Source organism: Pseudomonas sp. Leaf127, from assembly GCF_001423155.1.
GTDB classification, from domain to species: Bacteria; Pseudomonadota; Gammaproteobacteria; order Pseudomonadales; family Pseudomonadaceae; genus Aquipseudomonas; species Aquipseudomonas ovata.
The window spans coordinates 265,783-291,633 of the sequence record NZ_LMOA01000001.1; the positions used below are offsets into that span (position 1 = coordinate 265,783).

The following is a 25,851-nucleotide window of genomic DNA, read 5'->3' on the forward strand; positions in this document are numbered from 1 at the left end:
CGAACATCAGGTTCAGGGCGCCCAGCAGAGGGGCGGGCCAGTGCTCACGCACGCCCAGGGTGCTGCTCGACCAGTCATGCTCGCGTACGAAGCGGGCCGCTTCTGCACGGCTGACAGGCTGTTTCGGGGAAATGGTCACGGTAGGTTCAGCTCCAGGTCTGGTTCCATGAAGCGCAAATTTCGCGGCCAGATGATGTCATTGTGCTTTGGTCCTGGCGAGCGCCGGGGGTTCAGGCACATCGCTCAGGTCAGGAAGTGTTCGCGTACCAGTCCGTGGCGTTGCATTTTCTCGTTCAAGGTTCGACGCGGCAGCTGCAACTCGTTGAGCACCGCCTTGATGTCGCCTCTGTGCCGGGTTAGCGCGGCGCGCAGGCATTGAGCTTCAAATGCTTCCTGTTGATCGACCAGCGATTGTCCGGAAGGTTCGCTTGGCGTCTGGTTCAGGCCCAGGACTTCGCGCTCGGCGGCATTGGCCAGCTCGCGGACATTGCCAGGCCAGTCATGACTGAGCAGCCGGCCCAGCCGGGCGCCGTCCGGGATCGGTGCCGATCGGCCCAGGCGTGCGGCCGCCGCCTGGATGAAATGCTGGTAGAGCAGGGCGATGTCCTCACGGCGTTCACGCAAGGCCGGCAGGCGCAGTTCGGCCACATTCAGCCGGTAGGCCAGGTCTTCGCGGAAACGCCCGGCGCGGGCTTCGTCGAGCAGGTCGGGCTTGGTGGCGGCAATGATGCGCACATCGACACTGATGCTATGGTTCGAGCCCAGGCGCTGCAGCTGTCGATCCTGCAACACGCGCAGCAGTTTGGCTTGCTGGGCGAGGGGCATGCTTTCGATTTCGTCGAGAAACACCGTGCCGCCGTTGGCGAACTCCAGCCGGCCGATGCGCTTGCCCTGGGCACCGGTAAACGCGCCGTTTTCATGCCCGAACAGCTCGGCTTCGAACAACTGCTCGGGAATCGCGGCGCAGTTCAAGGCCACAAACGGCTTGTCGGCGCGCGAGCCGAAGTCATGCAGGCAGCGCGCAACCAGTTCCTTGCCGCTGCCGGTTTCACCACGAATCAACACGTTCACCGGCAGGCCGGCCAGTTCCAGCACCTGGCGGCGCAAGGTCTGCAGGCTAGGCGATACCCCCAGCAGCGCGGCTTCAAGCCGGCTGCGCGCGTCGGCCTGTTCATGCAGGCGACGGTTTTCCAGGATCAACTGGCGCTTTTCCAGAGCGCGGCGCAGGGTGTCGAGCAGCGCCTGCGGACTGAAGGGTTTTTCCAGAAAGTCATAGGCGCCTTCGCGCATCGCTTCCACGGCCATCGGCACGTCACCGTGGCCGGTCAGCAGAATCACCGGCAGGTCCTTGTCCTGGGCCTGCAAGCGGGCCAGCAGCGCCAGGCCGCCCATGCCGGGCATGCGCACGTCGCTGATGATCACGCCGGGAAAGTGCTCGGGCAACTGCGCCAGGCACTCTTCGGCACGGCTGTGCAACTGCACCTCGAAGCCTGCCAGGGTCAGCCAGGGCTCGATGGCCTGGCGAATGGCGGTTTCGTCATCGACCACGATGACCGAATTGAGGGTCATGGTTCGGACTCCAGGAAATCATTGGCCAGGCTGAAACTGAACACCGCGCCGTCATCGCCATTGCGGGCCGTCAATTGCCCGCCCAGGCTGTGGATGATCGCATACGACACCGCCAGCCCCAGGCCCAGCCCGTCACCCACCGGCTTTGTGGTAAAGAACGGATCGAACAGGCAGGGCAGGTGCTCGGCTGCAATGCCGGTGCCGCTGTCGATCACGCTCAGTTGCCACTGATCATCCCGGGCTTCGATACGCACTTCCAGGCGCTTGTGCGGCTGACCGCGCAGGGCATCCAGGGCGTTGCGCAACAGGTTGATCAGCACCTGTTCCAGGCGGATGGCGTCGCCGCGCACCCAGGCCGGCCGCGCCAGGTGCAACACGCATTCGACCTGTTCCTCGCGCAGGCGGGTGTCAAGCAGCAGCAGGGCCTGGTCGACCACATTGGCCAGGTCCAGGCGCTCGCGCAGCCCGTCGGGACTCTTGCGGGCAAAGGTCTTGAGGTGACCGGTCAAGGCGGCCATGCGGGTCAGTTGCTGGTCGAGCAAGGCCAGCGCCTGGCAGGCATCTTCGATACGGCCCTGATCGAGCAGCAGGCGCAGGGTTGCCAGTTGCATACGCTGCGCGGTCAGTGGCTGATTGATCTCATGGGCCAGGGCCGCCGACATCTGCCCCAGCGCCGCCAGCTTGGTCGATTGCACCAGGCCTTCCTGAGCGGTGCGCAGGTCACGGGTGCGTTCCTCGACCAGGCGTTCCAGCTCGTTGCGGCTGCGTTCGCGCAAGCGCGCCATGCGCCAGCGCTGCGACAGGAACAGCCCGAGAAACACCAGCATCAGCCAGAGACTGGCGGCGGCAAGGCCTGCATTGCGAATGTCTTCATTGACCGACACCGGCTTGCGCAGCAGGTGCAGGGTCCAGCTCTCATCGGGCATCGCTTGCGATTGCCAGAGATACTCGGCGCTGCCTTCGGGGGCTTCCACGCGACTCAAGTGGCTGCCGGGACCAAAGCGTTGCAACACCCGGCTGCGCAAGGGCGACAGGGGTTTCTTGTCATATTGGCGGGTGCTCAGCAGGTCGGCGCGGTCTTCGACGGAAATCGATTGCAGCTCGCGGTAACGCCAGTCAGTGCGGTTGGCCAGAAACACAATGCCCTTGGCATCGCTGGCCATCAGCAGGTCGTCGTCCTGGGCCCATTCGCGCTCAAGGGTGGGGAATTCCAGCTTGACCACCATGGCGCCCATGAACTCGCCATCGTCATCGAGCACGGCATTGGACAAGAAGTAACCGGGAATGCCGGTGGTCACCCCCACGGCATAGAAACGCCCCGTCCCTTTGGCGCGGGCCTGCAGGAAATAGGGGCGAAAACCGTAGTTATTGCCGACATAGCTCTTGGGGTTGCGCCAGTTGCTGGCGCCCACCGCCACCCCATGCCGATCCATCAGCTCCAGCGAGGAGGAGTGCGCTGCCCCGTTGATGCTTTCGAGCTTGCGATTGAGCGACGCCTGCGCCTGTTCGCCCAGAGGCGCACGCACTGCATTGCGGATCTCGGTGTCCAGCGCCAGTACCGCCGGCAGGGCGCGGTAACGCTCGATCAGCGTATGCAGGGTGTTGGCATACAAGGCCAGCCGGTCGCTGGCGCGCCTGGCTTCTTCACTGAGCACATGCTGCTGGGTCTGACGCATGGCCAGCGCGGCACAAATCGCCGCGCCGGTTACAATGACCAGCACATAGACGAACAGGCGCAGCGTGCGTTGGGTAAGCGTCATCGGGGAGCCTGCAGTTTTCAAACGGTTGCCCGGGCAGGCGTGTGCCTGCCCGGTGCCGCCAACAACCTTAAAGCAGGTTGAAACGGGTTTCCTTCACGTTCGCCGAGTCCAGGCCGATCATCACCTTGAACTCGCCGGCTTCGGCCGCGTACTTGAGTGCCTGGTTGTAGAACTTCAGGTCGTTCTCGCTCAGGGTGAAGGTCACGACCTGTTCCTGGCCAGGCTCAAGCATGACGTTCTGGAAGCCCTTGAGCTCCTTGACCGGGCGGCTGATCGAGGCGGCCACGTCGCGCAGGTACAACTGCACCACGGTGGCGCCGGCGACCTTGCCGGTGTTCTTGACCGTGACGCTGGCGGTCAGCGTGCCCTGGCGTGGCAGCGTATCGGCAGACAGGGTGATGTCCGAGACATCGAAGTTCGTGTAGCTCAGGCCATAGCCGAACGGAAACAGCGGGCCGTTGGTTTCCTCGAAGTATTGCGAGGTGTAGTTGCCAGGCTTGCCCGGTGTATAGGGACGACCGGTGTTCAGGTGCGCATAGTAGCTGGGCAACTGGCCAACCGAGCGTGGGAAGGTCATGGGCAGCTTGCCCGACGGGTTGTAGTCGCCGAACAGCACATCGGCAATCGCGTTGCCGCCTTCGGTGCCGGCAAACCAGGTTTCCAGTACGGCGTCGGCCTGCTCCAGCTCCTCGCCCAGCGCCAGCGGCCGGCCATTCATCAGCACCAGCACCAGCGGCTTGCCGGTGGCCTTGAGGGCCTTGATCAGGTCGCGCTGCCGGCCGGGAATGTACAGAGTGCTGCGGCTGGCCGACTCGTGGGACATGCCACGCGACTCACCGACCACCGCCACGACCACGTCGGCCTGCTGGGCGACCTGGACCGCCTCGTCGATCATTTCCTGGGCCGGACGCGGGTCGACATCCACTTCCTTCTCGATGAAGTTCAGGTAGTTGAGTACGTTTTCCTTGTCGCTGACGTTGGCACCGCGCGCATAAACCAGTTTGGCCTTGTCTCCAACGGCCTTTGCCAGTCCGTCATAGACAGTGACCGACTGGTTGGGGCGTCCGGCGGCCGACCAGCTGCCGAGCATGTCCAGCTGGCTCTGCGCCAGGCCGCCGATCACGGCGATGGTGCCTTGCTTGTTCAGCGGCAGGGCGTTGTTGTCGTTTTTCAGCAGCACCAGGGTCTTGCGTGCCACCTCGCGGGCTTCGGCACGGTGCAGGCGATCTTCGGAATACGTGTCGGCCGGATCGTCACCGGCCACGCCGATGCGCTTGTACGGGTCGGCAAACAGCCCCATGTCGTACTTGGCGCCCAGCACTTCACGTACGGCGTTATCGATTTCCTTGACCGACACCTCACCGGACTTGACCAGCTCGGGCAGGTATTTGCCGTAGGCGGCATCGTTCATGCTCAGGTCGATGCCGGCCTTGATCGACAGCTTGGCCGCCTCGCGGTTGTCCTTGGCCACGCCGTGCTGGATCAGTTCGCCAATGGCGCCGTGGTCGCTGATGGTCACGCCCTTGAAGCCCCAGTCCTTGCGCAGCAGGTCCTGCATCAGCCAGGTGTTGGAGGTCGCCGGGACGCCATTGATCGAGTTGAGCGCGACCATGACCGCACCGGCCCCCGCATCCAGGCCAGCCCGGTAAGGCGGCAGGTAGTCCTGGTGCATGCGCGTCGGGCTCATGTCGACGGTGTTGTAGTCGCGACCGCCCTCGACCGCGCCATACAGGGCGAAGTGCTTGACGGCAGCCATGATGCTGGCCTGCTCGGCCGGGCTGTTGCCCTGGAAAGCCTTGACCATGGTTTCGGAAATGCGCGACACCAGGTAGGTGTCCTCGCCAAAGCCCTCGGAGCTGCGACCCCAGCGTGGGTCACGCGAGATGTCGACCATCGGCGCGAAGGTCATGTCGATACCATCGGCGGCGGCCTCTTTGGCCGAGATGCGACCGCTCAGGGCGATGGCCTCAAGGTCCCAGCTCGCCGCCATGCCCAGGCTGATCGGGAAAATCGTCCGATGACCATGCACCACGTCATAGGCGAAGAACATCGGAATCTTCAGACGGCTTTTGGCGACAGCGGCCTCTTGCAGAGGACGGTTTTCTGCCCGTGTAATGGAGTTGAAGGTGCTGCCAATCCGACCGGCGGCAATTTCCTTGAGAATCATGGGCTGCGGCACTTCACTGCTGATGCTGATCAGGCGCAGTTGGCCGATCTTTTCATCGAGCGTCATCTGTTTCATCAGGCCGGCGATGAAGGCATTCTTGGCTTGCAGAGGCGTTTGCTGCGCAGCCCCGGTCGGGGTGGCGGCCAGCGTCGAATGGCTGGCCAGGACGGCCAGCAAACCTGTTAAGCACAACTTGTTCATGAATGATTTCTCAAGGCTTATGCCAGTAACCTGCGTCAAATACCGGCTGCCAGATTTTAGGGTTTGAACCTTTGGCGGTATTGTTAAGCCAGAGCACAGAGGTCGTCGCTGGACGTTTTGTTGCATCATAGGGCGCTGATGCAGCCAGTTTTGACCGATACTCCGGCATTGGCGCCGGATTATGCCGGGGAACTTGCGATTTGGCTAAGGCAGCGATTTTTCCGGCGACTCGAAACGTACGACAGGAGACACTCCAGAATGCATGCACAGGGTTGCAGTCATGCCCCAGGCCTGCGGCATAGAGCGCCAGGGCGTCAATGGGTTACCCTCTGCGGGTTACGGATTGGCAAGGCCGGGCAGGTGAAGCTTTGAAGGCTGTTCTAAACATGATGATGCTGTCTGTGCTGGTGCTGTGCAGCGCCACCCAGATGGCCCGGGCCGACGAGCCTGCTTTATTGTTCCCGCCCATGACGGGCAGCGTGGTCGATGCCGCCCAGATGCTCGACAACCCGACCACGGCGCGCCTGTCGACCATGCTCGGCGAGCATGAACAGGCGACCGGCGAGCGGGTCGTGGTGGTCACGCTGGTCGACCTGCAGGGCACGACCATCGAGGATTACGGCACGCGCCTGGGCAAGGCCTGGGGCATGGGCAGCAAGGGCAATGGCGCCCTGCTGATCGTCTCGCGGGACAACCGCAAGGTGCGTATCGAGGTCGGTACCGGCTTGCAGGGCCGCCTCAACGAGGCCCAGTCATCGATGATCATCAACATGCTGGTCACCCCGGAGTTTCGCGAAGGCAATTTCGCCACCGGCATCGAGCGTGGCGCCCAGGCCATGATCGCAGCGCTGGGCGGGCATGTGCCGGATGACCCTGACCCGTCCCCGGACAGCACCTACGTGGGGCAGTCGGGCAGCGTGCTGTGGTCCGTGCTGCTGCTGGTGCTGGCCTGCGTGGCGCTGTTCATGGCCGTGCTGGCGATGACCAACCTGGGCCGACGCCTGCGCAGCAAGGCCGACGGCGGCCGGGGCAAGCTCGACCCCTCGGGCAGCCGCGTCATTCGTGGCAGTGGCAAGGGCTTTGGCGGTGGCGGCGCTTCCGGCAACTGGTAAAACAGGAATTGAACATGAGGCATGCATGGCTTTACTGAGTCAGGATGAACAGCAACTGGTCGCCGAAGCGATCAGCCGTGTCGAACGCCGCACCGATGCCGAACTGGTCACGGTCCTGACCGCAAGGTCGGACGATTACGCCTACGTGCCGCTGGTCTGGGCTGGGGTCATGGGCCTGCTGCTGCCAGGCATCGTCAGTTACACCACCGAGGCGCTCACGGCCAACCAGTTGCTGCTGGCGCAACTGACCACCTTCGTACTGGTCGCACTGCTGTGCCGCATCACCCGGGTCACCAGCCAGTTGGTGCCTTCTTCGGTGCGTCGCTGGCGCGCCGGTAACCTGGCCCGTCGACAGTTTCTCGAACAGAACCTGCATGCTACGCCCGGCAGCACCGGCATCCTGCTGTTTGTCAGCGAGGCCGAGCGTTATGTCGAGATCCTGGTCGACCAGGGCATTTCCAGCCGCCTGCACGACGAGACCTTCAAGGCGATGGTCGATGTGTTTACCCAGCAACTGCGCAACGGTCAAAACCTGCAAGGCTTCCTGGGCTGCATTCATGCCTGTGGCGAGCTACTGGCCGACCATGTGCCGGTGACCCGCACGCGCAATGAACTGCCAAACCGGTTGGTGGTGCTGGGTTAGTCGACGGCGGCAGACACACAAAGCGGACTTCTGGCAGCGCTGGCGCTAAAATGCCCCGCTTCCTGATCTGCCCAGCCGCCCGAGGCGTTTTCGATGTCTGCCACTTCCACACCTTCTTCTGCCACCGACCCGCGTGACCGGTTTCTCGGCCTGCTGGACGACTGCCTGACGCAAAATGCCCTGGTCAAGCTGGTCCTGGCCCGTCATGTGGGCACCGAGGCCGACCTGCAGCGCATCATCATCACCCCGGTGACGATCAAGGAGCAGGCCTGCCTGTCGTTCGTCTACCGCTACAAGACCCGCGACATCACCAAGAACCACGCGCTGGTCGAGGCGCAGGCGTTGATCGGCGACTTGCTGCCCGGTGCCTTTCGCAATGCCCATCTGCTGACCCTCAGCGACGAGGCGCAGCTGGAGTTCAGCAAGAAGGGCAAGCCCAGCCTGGCACGTCATGCCGCGCAACAGTCGCGCGAAGCGCCGCCTGCCGGGCATGACCGCGAGAAAAAGCGCTACCTGGAACTGACCCGGCCGTTTCTCACCGATCTGGGCGTGACCAACCGCCAGCACGAGCTGATCCCGGCCATGTCGCGCAAGTGGAAGCAGATCAACAAGTTCATCGAGGTGTTTTCCCATGCCCTGGCCACCTCACCACTGAGCCTGGACAAGCCCGTGCGCGTGGCCGACTTCGGCTCGGGCAAGGGCTACCTGACTTTTGCCATTCACGACTACCTGCGCAACACCTTGCAGGCCGAGGGTGAAGTCACGGGTGTGGAGCTGCGTGAAGACATGGTGACCCTGTGCAACACTGCTGCCGCGCGCCTGGAGCACCCCGGCCTGGTGTTTCGCTGTGGCGACGTGCGCAGCGTGGCGCCCAGCGAACTGGACGTGATGATCGCCCTGCATGCCTGCGACATTGCCACCGATTACGCGATCCACACCGGCATCCGCTCGGGCGCGGCCATCATCATGTGCTCGCCGTGCTGCCATAAACAGATCCGCCAGCAGATCCAGAGCCCGGGCCTGTTGCAACCAATGCTGCAATACGGCCTGCACATGGGCCAGCAAGCCGAAATGGTCACCGACAGCCTGCGCGCCCTGTTGCTCGAAGCCTGCGGCTACGAGACCAAGGTGTTCGAGTTCATCTCGCTGGAGCACACCAACAAGAACAAGATGATCCTGGCAGTCAAGCGCGCAGAACCGGTCGACCCGGCCCGCCTGCTGGCGCGCATCGCCGAGCTCAAGGCGTTCTACGCCATCACCGAGCAGTGCCTGGAAACCCTGCTGCGCGCCGACGGTTTTCTCAGCTGACGACGGGCTTGGGGGCTACGACCGTGGTCTTGCGCCCCAGGACCACTGTGCCGATCACGGCAACCGCAAAGAGCCAGGTGATCGGTTCGACCTGCTCGCCAAACAGCAGTGCCGACAAGGCGATGGTGAAGAAAATCTGCAGCAGCTGGATCTGGCTGACCCGCGAGATCCCACCCATCGCCAGGCCCGAGTACCAGGCAAAAAAGCCCAAAAACTGCGAAAACAGCGTCACATAGCCAAACGCCCACCAGGCCGATGCCGAGACCGGTCCCTGATGCTGGCTGGCCAGCCAGAGCACCGGCCCCAACAGCAGCGGAAACGCCAACACCAGCGCCCAGCAGATCACCTGCCAGCCGCCCATTTCCCTGGCCAGTCGTCCGCCTTCGGCGTAGCCCAGGGCGCCGACGGCAATCGCGCCGAGCATCCACAGGTCGCCGACCTGAATGCTGCCGGCGCCATTGATCAGCGCATACCCGAGCACCAGCGCGCTGCCCAGCGCTGCGCAGGCCCAGAAGGCCCGCGAAGGGCGCTCGTGCGAGAGCCAGGCGGCATAAATGGCCACGAACAGCGGCTGGATACCGTTGACCAGCGCGCCGTGCGAGGCCGGCAGGCTTTGCATGGCCCAGGCCGACAGCACCGGAAAACCGACGATCACCCCCAGCACCACCAGCGCCAGGCCCTTGAGTTGCTGGCGGGTCGGCCATTTCTCCCGGCGCCAGAGCAGCAGCAGCGCGGCGGGAATCGCCGCCAGCAGGGCGCGGCCCATGCCGTTGAGCAGGGGGTGGATTTCCTGGACCACGATGCGTGTCATCGGCAGGGTCAGGCTGAAGATGATCACGCCCAGCAGGCCCAGGGCCATGCCGGTATTTTCACGAGAGGACATAAGTGACGCCAGCGTTGTGCAGTGGAGGGCAAAGCCGGCATCTAGCCATAGACCGCCGGGTTTTTCCTTCACAGCTGGGCAGTGATTGAGCCGTACAGTTGGTCGGGTCAAGGCCATGCAGGCGCGTTTTCATTGCGCCAGGTCAATACCGCTGCCCTGTGCTGCGCCGATGCTGGGCCCCTGTCTACACACCCATGCCCCGCGCCGGCCCGGACGGCGTATCAAGAGGATCCGCCATGAGCAGCACCTTTTTCATTCCCGCCGTGAACATGATCGGCAGCGGTTGCCTGCAAGAGGCCATGCAGGCCATTCGCAAATACGGCTTTCTCAAGGCGCTGATCGTCACCGACGCCGGCCTGGCCAAGGCCGGCGTGGCCACGCAAGTGGCCGGGTTGCTGGTCGAGCAGGGCATCGACTCGGTGATCTATGACGGTGCCCGGCCCAACCCGACCATCGCCAACGTCGAGCAGGGGCTTGAGCTGCTGCAGGCGCACCAGTGTGATTTCGTGATTTCGCTGGGCGGCGGCTCGCCCCATGACTGCGCCAAGGGCATTGCCCTGTGCGCCAGCAACGGCGGCCACATCAGCGACTACGAAGGCGTCGACCGCTCGCAGCAGCCGCAACTGCCACTGGTGGCTATCAACACCACGGCCGGCACCGCCAGTGAGATGACCCGCTTCTGCATCATCACCGACACGGCACGGCACGTGAAAATGGCGATCATCGACCGCAACGTCACCCCGATCCTGTCGGTCAACGACCCGCAAATGATGGCCGGCATGCCGCGTTCGCTGACCGCTGCGACCGGCATGGATGCCTTGACCCATGCCGTCGAAGCGTACGTGTCCACTGCCGCCACACCGATCACCGACGCCTGCGCACTCAAGGCCATTGGTTTGATCGCCGGCAACCTGCAGCGGGCCGTCGAGCAGGGCGACGACTTGCAGGCCCGGGAAAACATGGCCTATGCGCAGTTTCTGGCCGGCATGGCGTTCAACAACGCCTCGCTCGGCTATGTGCATGCCATGGCGCACCAACTGGGCGGTTTCTACGACTTGCCGCACGGTGTATGCAATGCGGTGCTGCTGCCCCATGTCCAGCGCTTCAATGCCAGTGTCAGCGCCGCGCGGCTGACCGATGTGGCCCACGCCATGGGTGCCAATATTCGTGGCATGAGCCCCGAGGCCGGCGCCCAGGCCGCCATCGATGCCATCAGCCAACTGGCGGCCAGCGTCGAGATTCCGGCCGGGCTGACCCAGTTGGGGGTCAAGCAAAGCGACATCCCGACCCTGGCCGCCAACGCCCTGAAAGACGCCTGCGGCCTGACCAACCCGCGCCCGGCCGATCAGCAACAGATCGAAAGTATTTTCCAGGCGGCGCTGTAACCCGCAAACACGGCCCCCTGCACCGAATTCAACACCCGGTAATCAGTGATTCATTAATGTTTGATGCGAGCGCAAACAGCCCACTACGCCCATTACCAGCAACACAATGGCGGCATATTCCACCGGTTGCGGCCAGCGGCCTTCCCAGAGAAAGCCCAGTAGCAAGGCCGCCAGGGTTTCGATGACCAGCACCTGGCCGCTGAGCGCCAGCGGCAGCAGGCGACTGGCCTGGTTCCACAAGGCGCCGCCGAGCACCGAAGCCAGCAGGGCCACGCCACCGGCCACCAGCATGAAGTGCAGCCAGGTGTGCGGGGTGTGTGCACTGAATGCCGGTCCCAGCAACGGCACCGCGAGCACCAGTGACTGGGCACCGGTCATGACCCCGGCCAGCAATGCCCAGTCATTGGCCGACACGCCGGTCATGGTGCTCAGGCACCGGGTATTGCTGACCGCAAACCAGCTCCAGCTCAACAGTGCGCCGACGGCACACAGCAGGCCCCAGCCGATATCGGCTGTGTTTTCAGCGTGGCCGCCGATGGACAGGGCGTGCAGGCTGATCAGCAGGACGCCGGCGATGGCGCAGCACAATGAAGGCGCCAGCCTGGGCAGCGAAACGGCATTGGCATCCTTGCGCCCGGCCAGCGTCATCAGTACCGGGATTAGGCCGACAATCAACGAGATGGTGGCGACGCCAGCCAGTTGTACACCACTGCCGACCAGCGAGTAATACAGCAGGTTGCCGATCAGGCTGAGCCAGAACAGCGACACCCAGTCCTCACGGCGCAGGCTGGCACAGGCGCGGCGCCAGCGCGGGGCCAGCAGCAAGACCGAAATCAGCCCGTAACAGAGAAAGCGCAGCACGGCGAACTGAGCGCCCGACAGACCGGGCGTCAGTTTCGGCCCGAGAAAAATCACGCCCCAGCACATCCCTGCACCCACGCCAAAACCGATGCCCCTGAGCAGTACCCGATCAGCCACCATCACCACCACCGCCGTGCAGATTCAAAGCGGCCAGTCTGAAAGGTGGCGATCAGGTTTTATTGTCTGAACGTCCCGGGTTTTTTACCCAGGCTCTTGCGATAGGCTGCCGGTGTGACGCCACACAGGCGGTGCATGGCGCGGGTCAGCGCGGCCTGGTCGGAAAAGCCGCAGCGAAGGGCGATTTCGGCAATCGGCAGACGGCTGTCGGTCAGCCATTGTCGGGCTTTATGCAGGCGTACATCGGCCAGCCAGGCTTGCGGGGTTTGATCAAACAGCGCTCGAAAGCGCAGGTGCAGCTGGCTCAGGCTCATGCCGGCCAGACGGGCCATGGCGTCATTGGTCCACGCCGCGGCGGGGTTGGCCTGCAATTGCGCCAACAATGCCTGGATGCCGCTGGGCGCCGACAGCGGACTGCAGGCCAGGGACGACAGCAGCAAGGGCGCCAGTTGCCCGGCACTGTTGCCAAGCGTTCGAGCGTCGACCAGTTCGGCGAACTCGATCAAGCGTCGTGTGGCCGGCGAAATGGGGATATAAATGCGCTGCGCCAGGCTGTCCAGCACCTGTTCCTGCCAATCGCCTGGCGGGCAGTCGAGCACCAGAAAGCGGCTGCCGGCCTCGGCCACCTGCGCATGCCGGGCGCCTGGTACGACCAGCGCAGCGGTGCCAGCGTCCAGGCGTGCGCCATGACCTTCCACGTCGATTTCCATGCGTCCACTGATAGGCAGCACCAGTTGGGTGAAATCGTGCTGATGGTGGGGATGCTCGCCGTGATAGCGGCGGATGTCGAGCGTTGGGGCCACGGGAGATTCCGGTGCAAGGGGCCGAGGCCATGAATCTATCACAGCCATCGACTGCCGTAGGGTGGCCCTTGCGTGGGGTGTGCCATCCTCCTTCAAAAATAAAATAACTTATTGATTTAATTAAATATTAAATGCACCGCCTGTAGGAGCGCGCTTGCCCGCGACCGGCTGCATTAGCAGTCGTAAATTTTTAGCGTCTGTACAATTTTTGCGAGCGCTAACGCACTCGGTCGCGGGCAAGCGCGCTCCTACACCCTGTGTTTGCTGCGCGACAGTGTGCCGCCTTGGCTATCGGGTCTGGTCCCGAATCGTCTTCCACTCCAGCCCGAACCGTGCCAGGTATTTGCGCAGCCGGTCGGCATCGTTGGGGTTGGCCTTGCCCAGGCGTGACACGCCGAATAGCGTGCGCCCGGCAGCGGACAGGCTGTCGGCCTGACGGCACACCTCAATCACAGCCTTCAGTTGCAGGCGATCGAACAGGTCCAGCTCCAGGCCGTCTTCGAGCAGGGGTTGCAGGGTGTCCTGTTGCTGTTCCTGCTCGAGCCCCCAGGCAAAGCGCAGGCGCTGGATTTCTTCTTCGACCTGGCTTTCATCGATGCGTCCGCTGTCGGCCAGGGTGGCCATGCGTGTGATCGAGGCCGACAGTTCACGGAAGTTGCCCAGCCAGGCGGCTTCACCGGCGCAGGCAAAATCCAGGTAACGCCGGCGGGCCTCCAGGTTGAAGCGCACCAGCCGGCCTTGCTCACGGGCGTAACGTTCCAGTTCGAAGTCGATATTGGGCTCGATGTCTTCACGCCGGCCATTGAGCCCCGGCAGGCTGAAGGTCCACAGGTTGATGCGCGCATACAGGTCTTCGCGAAACTGCCCCTGCAGCACCCGCTCGCGCAGGTCGCGGTGGGTGCCGGCGATGATCAGGAAATCGCTGGCCACTTCCTTGTCCGAGCCCATGGGGAAGAAGCGCTTTTCTTCGATGGCCTTGAGCAGCATGGCCTGTTCGTCGGCCCCCAGCTCACCGATCTCGTCGAGAAACAGCATGCCGCCATCGGCCGCCCGCAACAGGCCGTCGCGGGCGTTCTGCGCGCCGGTAAAGGCGCCCTTGAGATGGCCGAACAGGGCCGACATGGCACCGTCGCCGCGCAGGGTGGCGCAGTTGACCTCGACAAAGCGGCCTGGCACCTGGTGCCGGCTGCGCTTGAGTTCGTAGATGCGCCGGGCCAGGAACGACTTGCCGGCCCCGGTCGGGCCGATCAGCAGCATCGGCGCGGTGGAGCGCAGGGCGACCCGTTCGATCTGTTCGATGGAGCGATTGAAGGCCGGGTTGCGCGTGGCAATGCCGGCCTTCAGAAACGCCAGGCCTTGCAGGCGCTTGTCGGCAAAGCGCGAAGCAATATGATCATAGCGCGACAGGTCCAGGTCGATGATGCTGTGGGTGCCGGTGGCGAGCGCTTCCGGGTCCAGGCGCCGGGCCGGCGAGGTCTGGATCAGCCGCGCCGGCAGGTAGCGCGCCTCGGTCAGCAGGAACCAGCAGATCTGCGCGACGTGGGTGCCGGTGGTGATGTGCACCAGGTAATCCTCGTGTTCCACATCGAACGGGTAGGCGCTGGCAAAGTCGTGCAGCGCGCCATACACCTCCTGGAAGTCCCAGGGGTTTTTCAGGTCCATCGGATGCAGGCGGACCTCGGTTTCCGGCGACACCTGACGGATGTCCTCGACCACCCGCTGGGCCAGGCTGACGTCGCGGGCGTCGATACCGTGGATCAGCTCCAGACGGTGAATCAGTACATCCGGCTGCTGGCACAGGCCAATGCTTGGCCGCCAGTGGCTCCAGCGTGCCGCGCCCTTGCCGACCCGGTCAAGGGTGGCGCCGAGAAAACCGATGGCAACGGTATGCTTGGTGGACATATTGATACTCTGGGATAAGTGGCGATAAAGAAGGATAGATTTTCAGCGATTGAATTGCCACGCAAAAACCATAGGCGAGAATTGATAAAAGATTAATTCCTTATTAATCAATGAGTTGAAAATTTATTGGCATTGAAAAACAAACCTGGCACGTCGGCTGCAATATCTCTCGTAACAACAGGACAACAGAGTGAGATGCCACGATGGCCAACGTCAAACTGTTCAACAGTCACCCGGCAACCTTGCCAGCCAGCGATACGCACAATGCGGCCAAGGCCCCGGCCTATGCCTACAGTGCCCGGCACCAGCTGGCACAACTGAGCGTGACCGGCTGCCTGAACCAGACGTTCTACGCCGCTCCCGAAGCGCAGCTCGACAGCGTGCTGCAACGGGTGGGCGAGCTGGACAGCCGCTACGTGGCCAAGGCCGCTCTGTATGCCCGTCGCAAAGGCCATATGAAAGACATGCCCGCCTTGTTGCTGGCTGCCCTGGTGGCGCAGCGCTCGGCCCTGGTGCCAGCCCTGTTCGGTGAGGTCATCGACAGCGGCAAGATGTTGCGCACCTTCGTGCAGATTCTGCGCAGCGGCGTGACCGGGCGCAAATCGCTCGGTTCGCAGCCCAAGCGCCTGGTGCAACAGTGGTTGAACAACGCCACCGAGTACCAATTGTTACAGGCCTCGGTGGGCAACCAGCCATCGCTGGCCGATGTGCTGAAGATGGTGCATCCCAAGCCTGCTGAAACCTGGCGCGAAGCGTTTTTCGCCTGGGTGATCGGCAAGCCGGTGGATGTCCAGGCCTTGCCTGAACTGACCCGCGCGCTGTTGGCGTTTCGCAGCGGTGCCTCTACAGAAGTACCCGGCGTACCCTTCCAGTTGCTGGGCAACGAAACCCTGAGTGCCGAGCAATGGGCGCACCTGGCCGGCACGATGGGCTGGCAGGCCCTGCGCATGAACCTCAACACCCTGGCGCGTCACGGCGCGTTTGAGGTGCCCGGTTGTGCCGAGCGTGTGGCGGCCCGCCTGGCGGATCCGGCGGCAGTGGCCAAGGCACGGGTGTACCCGTACCAGTTGCTGGCGGCGTACCGCATGACCGGCGACGATGTTCCGGCCAGCGTGCGCAATGCCTTGCAGGATGCACTGGAATTGTCCCTGGGCAACGTGCCGGTATTGCCGGGCAACGTGGTGGTCTGTCCGGATGTGTCGGGGTCGATGCACACCCCGGTCACCGGTTACCGGCAGGGGGCGAGCACGGCGGTGCGCTGCATCGATGTGGCGGCCCTGGTGGCGGCGGCGGTGTTGCGCAAGCAGCCCAATGCCCGGGTGATGCCGTTCGAGGTCGATGTGGTGGACGTGCAGCTCAATGCCCGCGACAGCGTGATGAGCAATGCGCAGAAACTGGCCGCCATCGGCGGTGGCGGCACCAACTGCTCGGCACCGCTGGCGCGGCTGGCCAATGCCGGCTGCAAGGTCGACACCCTGATCCTGGTCTCGGACAACGAGTCGTGGATCGATGCACGGCGCCACGGCGCCACCGAGACAATGCGGCAATGGGAGCGCATCAAGAAGATTAACCCGCAGGCACGGCTGGTGTGCATCGATATGCAGCCTGGCGCGACCACCCAGGCGGCAGACCGCGAGGACATCCTCAACGTCGGGGGCTTCAGTGATGCGGTGTTCGATGTGATTGAGCAGTTCATCAGCGGTCGCTACGGCGCCCGGCAGTGGGTACAGGCCATCGAGGCCATGGAGTTTTGAATGACGGGCATCCATTGGGTGCCCTGCGAAAAGTGTTTTTCACCGGCGCTGAATGCCGACGGGACTACATCCAAGACGTCTCGTCAGACCCTTGTCAGCGCCAGTGAACGGTGCGAATGCCGATGGCTGTACATCAAAATGTGCTTATCAGTCATCTCTGTTGTCGCACCACCCTGTTTGAGTTCGCTTTGCGAGCGATGTTTTCACCGGCGCTGAATGCCGACGGGACTACATTCCAAGACGTCTCGTCAGCCCCTTGTCAGCGCCAGTGAACGGTGCGAATGCCGGTGGCTGTACATCTAATGTACTTAATCAGCCACCTCTGTTGTCGCACCACCTTTTTGAATTTGCCCGGCGAATGCCGGTGGAACTACAGGATGCTGGGGTCGCGGGTTCAAGTCCCGCCAGCCGTAAGGCTGTAGCTCAGTCGGTAGAGCGCAGCAAATGTTTCACCTCGATTTGTCGCCCAAGGGCCCGGAACACAGGCCGCACGATCGGCCAGAAGGAATGATCATGAAAGAGCAGGAAACCAAGAGCACCTGGCAGTTGCTGGAAGTGGCCAACGGCAAGCCCATCAAGCTGTGGACCGAAGGCGTGCCGGTCGAAAACGAAGCCCGCACGCAGTTGATGAACACCGCGAAGATGCCGTTCATCTTCAAGCATCTGGCCGTGATGCCCGATGTGCACCTGGGCAAGGGGTCGACCATCGGCAGCGTGATTCCCACGGTGGGCGCCATCATCCCGGCTGCGGTCGGGGTCGATATCGGTTGCGGCATGATTGCCGCCCGTACCTCGCTGACCGCCAGTGACCTGCCGGACAACCTGGCCGGGCTGCGCAGCGCTATCGAAAAGGCCGTGCCGCATGGCCGTACCGTGACCCGTGGTGGCCGCGACAAAGGCTCATGGCAGGACGTCCCGCAGCAGGCCGATAACGCCTGGGGCGCGCTGGCGCCACGTTTCAAGGCCATCACTGACAAGTACCCGAAGCTGAGCAAGACCAACAACCGCCAGCACCTGGGTACCCTGGGTGGCGGCAACCACTTCGTCGAGGTCTGCCTGGACGAAGCCAACCGGGTCTGGTTCATGCTGCACAGCGGTTCGCGCGGGGTCGGCAATGCCATCGGCAACCTGTTCATTCATATGGCCCAGGACGATATGCGTCAGCACATCGCGAATCTGCCGGACCGGGACCTGGCGTACTTCGAAGAAGGCAGCGAGCACTTCGATGACTATGTCGAAGCGGTCGGCTGGGCCCAGGATTTTGCCCGGCAGAACCGTGAGCTGATGATGCAGGCGGTGATCAAGGCCACCCGCCAGGTCATCACCAAGCCGTTCGAGGTCGCGCTGGAGGCAGTGAACTGCCACCACAACTATGTGCAGAAAGAGCGGCATTTTGGTGAAGACGTGCTGATCACCCGCAAGGGTGCGGTGTCGGCCAAGAAGGGCGAGTTGGGCATCATTCCCGGTTCCATGGGCGCCAAGAGCTTTATCGTGCGCGGGCTGGGCAACGAAGAGGCGTTCAGTTCGTGCAGCCACGGTGCCGGGCGGACCATGAGCCGTACCCAGGCCAAGAAGCAGTTCACCGTCGAGGACCAGATTCGCGCCACCGCCCATGTGGAGTGCCGCAAGGACGCCGATGTGATCGACGAAATCCCGATGGCCTACAAGGACATCGATCAGGTCATGCATGCCCAGCGCGAACTGGTGGAAGTGCTGCACACCCTGCGTCAGGTGGTATGCGTGAAAGGCTGAACAAACAGGAGAAGGACCATGGACCGCACAGAGGTTCATCCACTGAGCAGCGCCATGCGCGAGCGGGTGCTGCAGGCGTTGCAACGCATAGAGCGCGAGCACAACGTCACGGTGCTGTATGCCTGCGAGTCGGGCAGCCGCGCCTGGGGTTTTGCCTCGACCGACAGCGACTACGACGTGCGTTTTGTCTATGTCGAGAAACCCGACTGGTTCGTGCAGGTCGACACGCCGCGTGACGTGATCGAGCGACCGCTGGACGACGAACTGGATGTCAGCGGCTGGGAGCTGCGCAAGACCCTGGGGTTGCTGCGCAAGTCCAACCCGACGCTACTGGAGTGGCTGGATTCGCCCTTGGTGTACCGCCAGGAAGCGGCCGCCACGGCCGGGCTGCGTGCCCTGGCCGAGACGTTCTACAGCCCGCCGGCAGCGCGCAACCATTACCTGTCGATGGCGCGCAAGAATTTTCGCGGTTACCTGCAAGGCGACACGGTGCGGTTCAAGAAGTACTTCTATGTGCTGCGTCCCTTGCTGGCGGTGCGCTGGATCGACCAGGACCGGGGCCGTCCGCCGATGACCTTCGAGGCCTTGCTGGGCACGCTGGATGACCCGCTGTTGCTGGCGGAAATCGACGAGCTGCTGGCGCTCAAGCGCAATGCCGACGAAGCCAGCTACGGCCCGCGTCGCCCGCGACTGCATGCGTTCATCAACGCCGAGTTGCAACGCGAGGTCCCGGCGCTGCCACGCACACGCCAGGACAGCGGGCTGCTGGACATGTACCTGCGCGACACCGTGGCGCGGTATGCCTGAACGGCTGACACCGGACTGATGCACTTATCGGCAAACCTATTCGATTCCAAGGAACACCATGAAAAAGGACGTTATTGAACTGGACGGCAGCATCGGTGGCGGGCAGGTGCTGCGCAGTGCCTTGAGCCTGTCGATGATCACCGGCCAGCCGCTGCGCATCGACAACATCCGCGCCCGGCGCGTCCGGCCCGGCCTGTTGCGCCAGCACCTGACTGCCGTACTGGCCGCCGCCGAAGTGTGCGGCGCCACGGTCGAGGGCGCGCAGATGCATTCGCAGCAGCTGTATTTCGAGCCTGGCGCCATTCGCGGCGGCGACTACCGCTTCAGCATCGGTACCGCCGGCAGTTGCAGCCTGGTGTTGCAGACCCTGCTGCCGGCCTTGCTGCATGCCCCGCAAGCGAGTCGCGTGCACATCAGCGGCGGCACGCACAACCCGCTGGCACCGCCGGCCGATTTCCTGCAGCGCGGGTTCTTGCCGCTGATACAGCGCATGGGTGCTCGGGTTGAATTGCAACTGCTGCGCCATGGCTTCGTGCCGGCCGGCGGTGGCGAGCTGCTGGCCTTTGTCCAGCCCTCGACCTTGCAACCCTTGCACCTGTGCGAGCGCGGTGCGCTGTTGAGCCGGCGTGCCACGGCAGTCATCGCCGGTGTGCCGGGGCATGTGGCCGAGCGTGAGTTGAGCCGTCTCGCCAAACGCTTGAACCTGGCACCTGAAGCGTTGCACTGGCAGGTCCTCGACCCTGAGCACGGCCCCGGCAACGTGCTGATGCTTGAAGTGGTCTGCGAACACCTGAGCGAGCTGTTTTTCGCCTTCGGCCAGTCCGGGCTGCGCGCCGAGAAAGTGGCCGATTACCTGATCGATGCCGCCCGGCCGTGGCTGGGCAGCGAGGCGGCGGTGGCCGAGCACCTGGCCGACCAGCTGTTGTTGCCCATGGCCCTGGCCGGCGCCGGCAGCTTTACCACCACGCACGTCAGTGAGCACCTGCGCAGCAACATCAGCGTGATCGAACGCTTCTTGCCGGTGTTGATCGATTGCCAGCAGCAAGGTGAAAACCTGTGCAAGGTCGAGATTGAGGCCTGTTGAGGCGCGGCGTGACGACGCATTGTGAATAAAAAATATTCACAAATGACATTCAATCCTATCTAATGTCGCCGCGCCTTGACGCTGCCGACAGTCCTGAGATGCACAGGGACCGCTTCTGGTACGGGCACGTCCAGCCACACCCGTCCTGTCTCTGCTCATCAAGGAATCGTCATGCGGCCTCTTTCCCGCCCTTTCTTCATCGCTGTCCGGGGCACGGCCCTGGGCCTGCTGGTCACCAGCCCGGCCGTGCTGGCCGACACCACCGGCACGCCTGCCGGCAGCGCCGTGCAATTGCCGGACATCAATGTCGAATCCAGCCGCGAGCAGACCCCGGTCACGGCGCCGTTCACCGGCTACAAGGCCGAGCGGGCGCAGAGTGCGACCAAGACCAACACCGCCATCAATGAAACCCCGCAATCGATCACCGTGATCGGCAGCGAACAACTGCGTGACCAGAACGTCCAGTCGCTGGCCGAAAGCCTGCGCTATACCGCCGGTGTCAATGCCGGCCAGCGCGGCCGGCGCGGGCTGGATGACTTCATCGTGCGCGGTTTCGTGCAGAGCGCCTACAAGTTCGTCGATGGCATGCGCATGGACTCGGACATGTGGATCCAGAGCGATCCGTTTGCCTTCGAGCGCATTGAAGTGCTCAAGGGGCCGGCGTCGATCCTCTATGGCCAGATCGCCCCGGGCGGGGTCATCAACCAGGTCAGCAAGCGGCCCACCGATGAGCCCTTGGCCGAGGTCGGCCTGGGCCTGGGCAACTATGGCCAGCGCAAGTACACCGCCGACCTGTCCGACCGCCTCAATGCCGACGGCAGCCTGCGTTACCGGCTGGTGGCGCTGTATTCCGAAAGCGATGACATCGTCGATTACGTCGACCGCGACCGCACGTATCTGGCGCCGTCATTGACCTGGGACATCAGTGACGACACGAGCCTGACCCTGCTGGCCAGCTATCAGAAAAGCCACTATGTGCCCATTCGTGGCCTGCCGGCCGAAGGCACGGTGTTGAACAACCCCAACGGCAGCATTGCCCGCGACCGTTTTGTCGGCGTGCCGGGTATCGACCGCTACACCACCGAGCAGCAGATGCTGGGCTACGAGCTGGAGCACCGCTTCGCGCCCAACGTCACTTTCCGCCAGAAGCTGCGCTACAACGAATACGACCTGGACGGTGCCTTCTCCAGCCCGACCTCGCTGGCCGCCAACAAGCGCAGCTACAACCGCCAGGTGCAATGGCGTGACGTGCAGGGCGAAGTGTTCACCATGGATAACCAGTTGAACGTGCAGTTCGACACCGGCCCCTTCGGCCACGATGTGCTGGTGGGCCTGGACTGGTTCGACTTCCACACCGACGACACCCGCCACACTTCGACCCTGGCAGCCATCGACCTGTACAACCCGTCCTACAGCGTGGTGCCGGGGCCCAAGACCTTCCAGGCCACTACCAGCGGCACTGAAGACATGCTGCAGCGCGGCCTGTACCTGCAAGACCAGATCACGTTCGGTGATGGCTGGAACCTGTTGCTGGGCCTGCGCCACGACGACTCCGAACTCAAGTCGCATCGTGGCAGTACGCGCACGACCACCAACGAGAACGCCACCACCGGCCGCGTCGGCCTGCTGTACGCCTTCGACAACGGCTGGTCGCCGTACATCAGCTACAGCGAGTCGTTCGTGCCGGTCACCGGCAGCGACATCAGCGGCAAGGCCTTCGAGCCGGAAACCGGCGAGCAGACCGAAATCGGCCTGAAGTACGAGTCGCCCGGCAAGGCGCTGGACGTGACCTTTGCGCTGTACGACCTCAAGCGCCAGAACGTCACCACCACCGACCCGAGCAACAGCGGCTTCAGCGTGCAGGTCGGCGAGCAGCGTCACCAGGGCGCGGAAATCGAACTGCATGGCCGGCTGACCGAGCAACTCGACCTGGTGGCCACCTACAGCTACATCGACGCCGAAGTCACCAAGAGCAATGACGGCTTCCAGGGCAACCGGCCGATCCAGGTGCCCGAGCACATGGCCAATGCCTGGCTGCGCTATGACCTGTCCAGCCTGCTGCCGGGCCTGGGTCTGGGCGCCGGAGTGCGCTATATCGGCGAACAGGCGGGCGATCAGGCCAACACCTTCGACTCGCCCGACTACACGCTCTACGACATGATGGTCGACTACAAGACCGGCCCGTGGCGCTTTGCGGTCAACGGCAGCAACCTGACCAACAAGGACTACATCGCCAGCTGCGCCAGCACCTCGGCCTGCTTCCCCGGGGATCCACGGATGCTGATGTTCAGCGCCAACTATAAATTCAAATAAACTCAGTACACTTGCAGGCACAGACAAGGCTGCGCCTGCCCACTGACAAGGACGCGACAATGCAGAAGGGATTTCTGAACATGGGCCGGGTGATCCCGGTGTGGCTGTTTTTCGGCGTGTGGCTGACCGCACTGGGTTATCCGGGCTACAGCCATGTCGACCAGGCGATGAGCCAGCTTGGCGCCGTTGGTGCGCCCACCCACGGTTATTCGGCCTGGGTCAATAACGTGCCGCTCGGCATCCTGTTCATCCTGTTTGCTTGTGGCGTCAGCCTGCACTTTCGCACCTCGCGCCTGGCGTTGTTGAGCGCCGCCCTGATCGGTGTGCATGGCCTGGCCAGTTTCGCCACCGGCTACTTTGCCTGCGATGCCGGTTGCGCCCCGGCGCAGCCGTCAGCCTCCCAGAACCTGCATAACCTGGCCGGGCTGGTGATGTTCCTGTCGCTGACCCTGGCGAGCGCTCTGTGGGTCTGGCTGGGCAAGCGCTTGCTGGGATCGACCGGCTTTACCGTCTGGTCGGCGCTGTGCACGGTGCTGGCGCTGGTCACGGTGGCGCTGATGGGGCAGGCACTGGAAGCCGGGCAGGGCTTCGGCCTGTACCAGCGGCTCAACTATGGTGTTTCAGTGCTTTGGGTGGCGACCCTGGCGCAGCTATCCTTGCGGGCATGAACACAGATTGGGTCCTGCACGGCGAGTCACCCTCGCGCATCGAGCGTATCGAGGCGTATTTCAGTGGCCACGGCTACACGCCGCACCGGCACGACACTTACGCCATCGGCCGCACCCTGGCCGGCGTGCAGAGCTTTCAGTACCAGAAGGTGCTGCGCCACAGCCTGCCGGGCGGCACGCTGGTGCTGCACCCCGATGAGCTGCACGATGGCATGGCTGGCACCGAAGCGGGCTTTCATTACCGCATGGTTTACGTCGAGCCGGTGCTGATCCAGCAGGTGCTCGGTGGGCGGCCGTTGCCATTCATCAAGGGCGCATTGAGCGCGGACACACGTCTGTACCAGGCCTGCGAGGTGTTCATGCAGGCCATGGACTGCCCGCTGGAAGTGTTGCAGGAGCAGGACGCGCTGTTTGACCTGGCCCAGGCGCTGCAGGCCGTGGCCGGCAAGCCCAGGGCAAGGCGGTGCTTCGATTATCGCGCCGCCGAGCGTGCCCGCGACTACATCGACAGCCGGCAGGGCGCCGGGGTGACCCTTGATGAGCTGGAGCGGGTCAGCGGTCGCGAGCGCTGGAGCCTGTCGCGCGATTTTCGGGTGCTGTACGGCACCAGTCCTTATCGCTACGTGATCTTGCGCCGCCTGGACCTGTGCCGTCGCCTGCTGCGCTCGGGCTTTGCCCTGGTCGATGCAGCACTGGCCGCAGGTTTCTTCGATCAGAGCCACATGACCCGACACTTCATCGCCTGCCATGGCGTGCCCCCGGCGCGCTGGTTGCGCATGCAGGCACGCTGAAGCTGCACGATCGTACAAGAACGGCCACGGCGGGCCCGCTAGGCTGGCGATACTTCATTCATCAGGAGTTTCGCTGTGAGCCAATCGATCAACCTCATGCACAAACTGTCGCTGTTCAACGACCAGTGGTCGCCCCGGGTCATCGCCGAAATGAACGACTACCAGTTCAAGGTGGTGCGTATCCAGGGCGATTTCATCTGGCATGCCCATGCTGAAACCGACGAAGCCTTTCTGGTGCTCGACGGCACGTTGCGCATCGATTTTCGCGACGGCCACGTGCTGTTGAATCCCGGCGAACTGTATGTGGTGCCCAAGGGCGTGGAACACAAGCCGTACGCCGGGCACGAGGTGCAGATGATGCTGATCGAGCCCCGTGGCGTGCTCAATACCGGCGAGCAGGGCGGCGAGCGCACGGCCATAAACGATCTGTGGATCTAATGCCGATCATTTAAACCTGTGGGAGGCGGCTTGCCGGCGATGGCTATGGGACAGGCGCAGCAGGTACATGGGCCTTGCTGGCGTCATCGCCGGCAGAGCCGCCTCCCACAGGGTTGATGAGCGCCCCGGATCTTGTGCCAGGCACAAGACCTGTGGAAGGCAGCTCTGCTGGCGATGGCTGCGTGACAGACGCAGCAGGTGTATGGGCCTTGCTGGCCTCATCGCCGGCAAGCCGCCTCCCACCGGATTGATGTTGCCCAGGATCTCGGGCCTGACACCGGACTGTGGGGGGCTCTGCTGGCGATGGCTATGTGACAGACGCAGCAGGTGTATGGGCTTTGCCGGCCTCATCGTCGGATCGCCGCCCGCAGCAAGCCGCCTCCCACAGGTTTGATGTGACCCTGAGTTTCGTGTCTGGCACCAGACTGTGGGAGGCAGCTCTGCTGGCGATGGCTGCGTGACAGRCGCAGCAGGTGTATGGGCCTTGCTGGCCTCATCGTCGGATCGCCGCCCGCAGCAAGCCGCCTCCCACCGGATTGATGTGACCCTGAGTTTCGTGTCTGGCACCAGACTGTGGGAGGCAGCTCTGCTGGCGATGGCTGCGTGACAGRCGCAGCAGGTGTATGGGCTTTGCCGAGCTCATCGTCGGATCGCCGCCCGGAGCAGAGCGCCCTTCCACCTGTTCGGCATTCGACGAATTCCGCCTGACTGATCGGCATTAATCTGTGGAACTGAGCCAGCCTGGCCTCAGCGCGCCGCCAGCGGCCCGAGCAATTGCGCCAGCGCCTCAGGCCGGGGGGCGCCTTGCTGTTGTTGCAGGCGGCCCTGGTCGTTCAGATAGAAGATCGCCGGAGTGGCCTGGGTGCCCAGTTCCTTCATCAACCCGGTGTGTTCGGCCAGTTGTTTCTGGATGCTCTGCGGGATGGTCGCCAGCGGCTTGAGGGTGCTGGCCTTGCCGGCCGACTCATGGGCGTGCAGCGCCGCCTTTGGGTCCCTGGCACTGAGCAGGGCGGCGGACTTGCCGCTGCTGTCGGCGCGGATCAGGCCGACCATGACATGGCGCAATTGCACTTTGCCTGCGTCGACCCAGGGCCGGGACTGGTTCCAGAACAGGTTGCAGTAGGGGCAGTTGGGGTCGCTGAACACATACAGGATGCGCGGCGCCTTGGGGTCGCCGTCGGCGATCCAGGTGGTGGCTTGCAAGCGTGACCACATCTGCTGGGCAAGCGGTTCGTACACCAGCCGGTCCAGCGGAGCCTGGCTCAGGTCCTGGCCCTTGGCATCGAACAGGCTGCCGGCCAGCACATGCTCGCCGTCCGGGGTCAGGTACAGGGCCACGCCCTGACCTTGATAGCGGGCGGCATAGCCCTTGAGCCCGCCCGGTGCGTCGAAGCTGCCGACCACGGTGGCGCCACGGGCTTCTATCGCAGCAAGGGCGGCGGGGTGTTCGCTGGCGTGCAGGCTGGCGAGCGGCAACAGGCCGGCCAGCAGCCAGGTCAATGGCTGGGTGGATTTCATCGCAGATTTCCTTAC

20 protein-coding genes are annotated in these 25,851 nt (G+C 63.5%); 12 read left to right on the forward strand and 8 right to left on the reverse strand.

What is annotated here, in order from left to right; genetic code table 11:
* Window positions 1–243 precede the first annotated feature (243 nt).
* From ASF84_RS01185 to bglX, 3 genes are all read right to left on the reverse strand, one after another.
* Complete coding sequence (locus ASF84_RS01185) at window positions 244–1,569, reverse strand: sigma-54-dependent transcriptional regulator (RefSeq protein WP_056834401.1); 1,326 nt, start codon at window positions 1,567–1,569, stop codon at window positions 244–246.
* Window positions 1,566–3,329 carry a sensor histidine kinase gene (locus tag ASF84_RS01190; protein WP_056834402.1) on the reverse strand — a complete coding sequence of 588 codons (1,764 nt, stop codon included), beginning with the start codon at window positions 3,327–3,329 and terminating at the stop codon, window positions 1,566–1,568. The genes ASF84_RS01185 and ASF84_RS01190 overlap by 4 nt, the downstream gene beginning before the upstream one ends.
* 67 nt (window positions 3,330–3,396) lie before the next feature.
* Entirely contained in the window at window positions 3,397–5,697 is a 2,301-nt protein-coding gene (gene bglX / locus ASF84_RS01195) for a beta-glucosidase BglX (protein ID WP_056834405.1), read from the reverse strand.
* Window positions 5,698–6,089: 392 nt separating this feature from the next.
* Here bglX and ASF84_RS01200 point away from each other — a divergent pair, with 392 nt between their 5' ends.
* The 3 genes from ASF84_RS01200 to ASF84_RS01210 all read left to right on the forward strand — a co-directional run bounded on the left by ASF84_RS01200 (window position 6,090) and on the right by ASF84_RS01210 (window position 8,760).
* Entirely contained in the window at window positions 6,090–6,809 is a 720-nt protein-coding gene (locus tag ASF84_RS01200; RefSeq protein ID WP_056835316.1) for a TPM domain-containing protein, read from the forward strand.
* Between the two features lie 25 nt (window positions 6,810–6,834).
* Window positions 6,835–7,452, forward strand: a complete 618-nt coding sequence (locus ASF84_RS01205; protein ID WP_056834407.1) for a TPM domain-containing protein — start codon at window positions 6,835–6,837, stop codon at window positions 7,450–7,452.
* Between the two features lie 93 nt (window positions 7,453–7,545).
* The gene (locus ASF84_RS01210) at window positions 7,546–8,760 is read left to right on the forward strand and encodes a class I SAM-dependent methyltransferase (RefSeq protein ID WP_056834408.1); all 1,215 of its coding nucleotides are present in this window, start codon (window positions 7,546–7,548) and stop codon (window positions 8,758–8,760) included.
* Here ASF84_RS01210 and ASF84_RS01215 read toward each other — a convergent pair.
* Complete coding sequence (locus ASF84_RS01215; RefSeq protein ID WP_056834411.1) at window positions 8,753–9,643, reverse strand: DMT family transporter; 891 nt, start codon at window positions 9,641–9,643, stop codon at window positions 8,753–8,755. The two genes, ASF84_RS01210 and ASF84_RS01215, sit on opposite strands and share 8 nt — an antisense overlap.
* A 236-nt stretch (window positions 9,644–9,879) precedes the next feature.
* On the opposite strand from ASF84_RS01215, the gene yiaY reads away from it, so the two are divergent.
* On the forward strand, window positions 9,880–11,028 hold the full coding sequence (gene yiaY, locus ASF84_RS01220) for an L-threonine dehydrogenase (protein ID WP_056834413.1): 1,149 nt from the start codon (window positions 9,880–9,882) through the stop codon (window positions 11,026–11,028).
* Window positions 11,029–11,070: 42 nt separating this feature from the next.
* On the opposite strand, the gene ASF84_RS01225 is transcribed toward yiaY, so the two are convergent.
* The 3 genes from ASF84_RS01225 to rtcR form a co-directional block, all read right to left on the reverse strand.
* Window positions 11,071–12,009: a DMT family transporter gene (locus ASF84_RS01225; RefSeq protein ID WP_056834416.1), complete on the reverse strand. Its 939-nt coding sequence runs from the start codon at window positions 12,007–12,009 to the stop codon at window positions 11,071–11,073.
* 56 nt (window positions 12,010–12,065) lie between these two features.
* On the reverse strand, window positions 12,066–12,809 hold the full coding sequence (locus tag ASF84_RS01230; RefSeq protein ID WP_156684121.1) for an AraC family transcriptional regulator: 744 nt from the start codon (window positions 12,807–12,809) through the stop codon (window positions 12,066–12,068).
* 288 nt (window positions 12,810–13,097) lie between these two features.
* Window positions 13,098–14,711 (reverse strand): RNA repair transcriptional activator RtcR, encoded by a 1,614-nt coding sequence (gene rtcR / locus ASF84_RS01235; protein WP_056834420.1) that lies wholly within the window; start codon window positions 14,709–14,711, stop codon window positions 13,098–13,100.
* Window positions 14,712–14,914: 203 nt separating this feature from the next.
* Here rtcR and ASF84_RS01240 point away from each other — a divergent pair, with 203 nt between their 5' ends.
* The 8 genes from ASF84_RS01240 (at window position 14,915) to ASF84_RS01275 (ending at window position 24,318) form a co-directional block, all read left to right on the forward strand.
* Window positions 14,915–16,465 (forward strand): TROVE domain-containing protein, encoded by a 1,551-nt coding sequence (locus ASF84_RS01240; protein WP_056834422.1) that lies wholly within the window; start codon window positions 14,915–14,917, stop codon window positions 16,463–16,465.
* A gap of 513 nt (window positions 16,466–16,978) precedes the next feature.
* Window positions 16,979–18,217, forward strand: a complete 1,239-nt coding sequence (locus tag ASF84_RS01245; RefSeq protein ID WP_056834423.1) for an RtcB family protein — start codon at window positions 16,979–16,981, stop codon at window positions 18,215–18,217.
* A gap of 18 nt (window positions 18,218–18,235) precedes the next feature.
* A complete protein-coding gene (locus ASF84_RS01250; protein WP_056834425.1) occupies window positions 18,236–19,024 on the forward strand; it encodes a nucleotidyltransferase domain-containing protein in 789 nt (262 codons plus the stop codon).
* A 58-nt stretch (window positions 19,025–19,082) separates the two neighbouring features.
* Window positions 19,083–20,108 (forward strand): RNA 3'-terminal phosphate cyclase, encoded by a 1,026-nt coding sequence (gene rtcA / locus ASF84_RS01255; RefSeq protein ID WP_056834427.1) that lies wholly within the window; start codon window positions 19,083–19,085, stop codon window positions 20,106–20,108.
* A 171-nt stretch (window positions 20,109–20,279) separates the two neighbouring features.
* Window positions 20,280–22,421, forward strand: coding sequence for a TonB-dependent siderophore receptor (locus ASF84_RS01260; RefSeq protein ID WP_156684122.1), 2,142 nt, complete (start codon window positions 20,280–20,282; stop codon window positions 22,419–22,421).
* Between the two features lie 59 nt (window positions 22,422–22,480).
* Entirely contained in the window at window positions 22,481–23,089 is a 609-nt protein-coding gene (locus ASF84_RS01265; RefSeq protein WP_056834428.1) for a DUF998 domain-containing protein, read from the forward strand.
* On the forward strand, window positions 23,086–23,880 hold the full coding sequence (locus ASF84_RS01270; protein ID WP_056834430.1) for an AraC family transcriptional regulator: 795 nt from the start codon (window positions 23,086–23,088) through the stop codon (window positions 23,878–23,880). Before ASF84_RS01265 ends, ASF84_RS01270 begins: the two co-directional genes overlap by 4 nt.
* Before the next feature lie 96 nt (window positions 23,881–23,976).
* Window positions 23,977–24,318, forward strand: a complete 342-nt coding sequence (locus ASF84_RS01275) for a cupin domain-containing protein (protein WP_056835320.1) — start codon at window positions 23,977–23,979, stop codon at window positions 24,316–24,318.
* A gap of 747 nt (window positions 24,319–25,065) precedes the next feature.
* Here ASF84_RS01275 and dsbG read toward each other — a convergent pair.
* Entirely contained in the window at window positions 25,066–25,836 is a 771-nt protein-coding gene (dsbG, locus tag ASF84_RS01280; protein ID WP_056834432.1) for a thiol:disulfide interchange protein DsbG, read from the reverse strand.
* Window positions 25,837–25,851: the final 15 nt, after the last annotated feature.

Coding starts and splice junctions, on each gene's coding strand:
- ASF84_RS01185 (WP_056834401.1), bottom strand. CDS start 1,569: ATGACCCTCAATTCGGTCATCGTGGTCGATGACGAAACCGCCATTCGC.
- ASF84_RS01190 (WP_056834402.1), bottom strand. CDS start 3,329: ATGACGCTTACCCAACGCACGCTGCGCCTGTTCGTCTATGTGCTGGTC.
- bglX (WP_056834405.1), bottom strand. CDS start 5,697: ATGAACAAGTTGTGCTTAACAGGTTTGCTGGCCGTCCTGGCCAGCCAT.
- ASF84_RS01200 (WP_056835316.1), top strand. CDS start 6,090: ATGCTGTCTGTGCTGGTGCTGTGCAGCGCCACCCAGATGGCCCGGGCC.
- ASF84_RS01205 (WP_056834407.1), top strand. CDS start 6,835: ATGGCTTTACTGAGTCAGGATGAACAGCAACTGGTCGCCGAAGCGATC.
- ASF84_RS01210 (WP_056834408.1), top strand. CDS start 7,546: ATGTCTGCCACTTCCACACCTTCTTCTGCCACCGACCCGCGTGACCGG.
- ASF84_RS01215 (WP_056834411.1), bottom strand. CDS start 9,643: ATGTCCTCTCGTGAAAATACCGGCATGGCCCTGGGCCTGCTGGGCGTG.
- yiaY (WP_056834413.1), top strand. CDS start 9,880: ATGAGCAGCACCTTTTTCATTCCCGCCGTGAACATGATCGGCAGCGGT.
- ASF84_RS01225 (WP_056834416.1), bottom strand. CDS start 12,009: ATGGTGGCTGATCGGGTACTGCTCAGGGGCATCGGTTTTGGCGTGGGT.
- rtcR (WP_056834420.1), bottom strand. CDS start 14,711: ATGTCCACCAAGCATACCGTTGCCATCGGTTTTCTCGGCGCCACCCTT.
- ASF84_RS01240 (WP_056834422.1), top strand. CDS start 14,915: ATGGCCAACGTCAAACTGTTCAACAGTCACCCGGCAACCTTGCCAGCC.
- ASF84_RS01245 (WP_056834423.1), top strand. CDS start 16,979: ATGAAAGAGCAGGAAACCAAGAGCACCTGGCAGTTGCTGGAAGTGGCC.
- ASF84_RS01250 (WP_056834425.1), top strand. CDS start 18,236: ATGGACCGCACAGAGGTTCATCCACTGAGCAGCGCCATGCGCGAGCGG.
- rtcA (WP_056834427.1), top strand. CDS start 19,083: ATGAAAAAGGACGTTATTGAACTGGACGGCAGCATCGGTGGCGGGCAG.
- ASF84_RS01260 (WP_156684122.1), top strand. CDS start 20,280: ATGCGGCCTCTTTCCCGCCCTTTCTTCATCGCTGTCCGGGGCACGGCC.
- ASF84_RS01265 (WP_056834428.1), top strand. CDS start 22,481: ATGCAGAAGGGATTTCTGAACATGGGCCGGGTGATCCCGGTGTGGCTG.
- ASF84_RS01270 (WP_056834430.1), top strand. CDS start 23,086: ATGAACACAGATTGGGTCCTGCACGGCGAGTCACCCTCGCGCATCGAG.
- ASF84_RS01275 (WP_056835320.1), top strand. CDS start 23,977: ATGCACAAACTGTCGCTGTTCAACGACCAGTGGTCGCCCCGGGTCATC.
- dsbG (WP_056834432.1), bottom strand. CDS start 25,836: ATGAAATCCACCCAGCCATTGACCTGGCTGCTGGCCGGCCTGTTGCCG.